Raw genomic sequence first — 2,311 nt, 5'->3', positions numbered from 1 at the left:
AGGATTGCCAAGCAGAGCAAGTAAAACACGAGTATCCGATGATTATTGTGATGAACGGAACGACACCAAAAGGTGCAAGTTAGAATCTTTCATCTTTTTAATAAGATTCCTACACCTTTATAATATAATAGCGTACAGAGAGAACGATTTTTGTCGTTGTACCCTGTACGCTATTTTTGTTTCGCTATTATGAAGCAGTACCCTCCCCTTGTGAAACATTGCCGTCGATTATCGGCTTGCGGTAATTACCAGTGAGAAGTGCTTGTATCTCGGATTCCGGATAGAGGGTTTTGCCACATAATATAATGTAGGGCAAGATGCCTTGTTTGCGATATTCCTGCAAGGTACGGCGACTAAGCTTCAGGAGCTCGGAGAGTTCCTTGTCGGTGAGGTATCGCTCCCCGTCCAAAGGTGGGCTGTAGGACTCGATGAATGAAGATAGCCAGTTGTTGGCTTTCTTCAAGGATTGCATGGCGGTGTCTATCGACTTGCTCTCATGCGTAAGAAGTTGGTTCATGTTCATTGTTTACAATTTGGATTAAGTGGTGAATATAAAATGTGTTGGCTCGCCCAGAGTGAAGTTTTTGGCTTTGCCTTGGGCGAGTTTGGCTTTACGCTATACCGATTTGATTCTGGCGATAAGCGGAACGATGGCTTTGACCTCTTCGGGACAGTAATAGAATTGGCGACCTATCTGGGTATGCCCCAAGAAACGGCGGTCACGAAGTTTTTGTAAGGTGCGCTGGCTGATGCGAAGTTGCTGGCAGACCTCATGACCTGTAAGCCATTTGTTCAGACGCTTGCCGTTAGCCTTATGCTTCAGCAACTCAACTTTCTTTACCAAGGCATCATATCTTGCCATCATCAAGTCGAATGCCTTCTTTTCCATTGTTACTACTTCCATATTCTCTGTTTTATTGGTTCAACAAATTCGGGTGCAAAGTTAATGTGTGTATGTTGAAAAACAATGAAAATGAATAACTGTGGCAGTGCTTTTCTGGGGTTTGCCGACCGCTTGGCAAGAAAAATCAAGAAAATTATACGTGGGTCATTAATGAGTTGTTAAACGGGTATTTCGCAAATGGTTAATTTTGCCGCCGAGAAATAAAAACAACGAATTATCTAACATTTCAAACGGAATTAGAATGGAAGTAATAACAATGGAAAGTGCAGCCTTCAAAAAGCTGACAGAACAGTTGACAGAAATAGTCCAGCACGTGCGATTGGCAAAAATGGCATTTCAAGAAAACTTGACGGGTAAGGGATTGAAGCCGATGTTGACCAATGACGATGCAGCTAAGATGCTTGGTGTGAGTAAGCGCACCTTGCAGCGAATGCGCTCAGAGAACCGCATTGATTTTATTAAAATAGGCAATCAATGCCGATACCAAGTTGAAGCCATTGAAAGAATGGTTGAGGAACGAACAATAGCAAAGGAGACATGAGCATGGAAGATGGAACATTGAGAAAACTGGAGTTATATCTCCATGACCTACACAAAAAGATAGACGGCATCTACGACATGCTGATGTTGAGACACGAACGAGAGACGGAGCAAAAAGGAAGTTCTGCCATCAATGAAAAATTGCTCGACAACCAAGACCTCTGCCTCTTATTTCAAATATCCCCTCGTTCCCTTCAACGCTATCGCAGCCTGGGAGTGCTTCCCTACAAGCGTTTGGGGCAGAAAACCTACTACACGGAAGAGGATGTGATGCAGTTTGTAGAGAATAATGTCAAAGAATTCAAGAAAGAGAATGTGGAGCATTACTTGACCCGCATTCATCAGAAATTCAAATAACAACAGTATTCACCATTAAAAATTTACAATTATGGTACAAAAGAAAAAGAGTGATGAACAGGACGTGCTGGTAGTCCGTGACGAAAAGACGGGCGAGATCAGCGTCGTCGCCGGACTCAGCAGAGACGGCAAACCGAAGCGAGCACCCGCCAAGGCGGAGAACACGTCCGACTTCCTGCGCTTTGACCGCAACAGCGACCTGATGGACAGTTTCTTTAGAAACTTCTTCCGCCAGTGCAAGGAGCCAAGCCGTTTCGGATTCTACCGCATAGCGGCAGACCAGGTGGAAAACCTGCTTGGCGTGATGAAGGAGTTGCTGAAAGATCCGGAGGCTAACAAGGACATGATTAAGTGGTACATACGGCTATGATGGAACAGAGCAAACTATCGTCAGATTGGAACATGGGGAGCCCGACTTCGGAGAGGCTGACAACCAGGTAGAGCAAGGTCTTTGAAGAGTAACTCCAAAGGTTTTGAGTAACTCAAAACATACCTTGCTATGTCTTTGAG

The 2,311-nt window shown here is 44.4% G+C and carries 4 protein-coding genes and 1 pseudogene; 3 read left to right on the top strand and 2 right to left on the bottom strand.

Features of this window, described 5'->3' with window-relative positions:
- Positions 1-187: 187 nt before the first annotated feature.
- Positions 188-523 carry a helix-turn-helix domain-containing protein gene (locus tag KTQ90_RS13085; protein ID WP_217318794.1) on the bottom strand — a complete coding sequence of 112 codons (336 nt, stop codon included), beginning with the start codon at positions 521-523 and terminating at the stop codon, positions 188-190.
- Between the two features lie 93 nt (positions 524-616).
- Positions 617-904, bottom strand: coding sequence for a helix-turn-helix domain-containing protein (locus KTQ90_RS13080; RefSeq protein WP_071122342.1), 288 nt, complete (start codon positions 902-904; stop codon positions 617-619).
- A 241-nt stretch (positions 905-1,145) separates the two neighbouring features.
- Between KTQ90_RS13080 and KTQ90_RS13075 the strand changes: the two genes are divergently transcribed.
- From KTQ90_RS13075 to KTQ90_RS13065, 3 genes and pseudogenes are all read left to right on the top strand, one after another.
- Positions 1,146-1,445 carry a helix-turn-helix domain-containing protein gene (locus tag KTQ90_RS13075; RefSeq protein ID WP_217318793.1) on the top strand — a complete coding sequence of 100 codons (300 nt, stop codon included), beginning with the start codon at positions 1,146-1,148 and terminating at the stop codon, positions 1,443-1,445.
- Positions 1,446-1,522: 77 nt separating this feature from the next.
- A complete protein-coding gene (locus KTQ90_RS13070) occupies positions 1,523-1,801 on the top strand; it encodes a helix-turn-helix domain-containing protein (RefSeq protein ID WP_081978971.1) in 279 nt (92 codons plus the stop codon).
- A gap of 31 nt (positions 1,802-1,832) precedes the next feature.
- Positions 1,833-2,150 (top strand): annotated as a pseudogene (locus KTQ90_RS13065) (hypothetical protein); the annotation flags it as partial.
- Positions 2,151-2,311: the final 161 nt, after the last annotated feature.

This window comes from Leyella stercorea (assembly GCF_019052365.1).
In the GTDB taxonomy this organism is placed as follows: domain Bacteria; phylum Bacteroidota; class Bacteroidia; order Bacteroidales; family Bacteroidaceae; genus Prevotella.
Note: the sequence above shows the minus strand (reverse complement) of the source record. Positions and strands in the feature narration are given on the sequence as shown.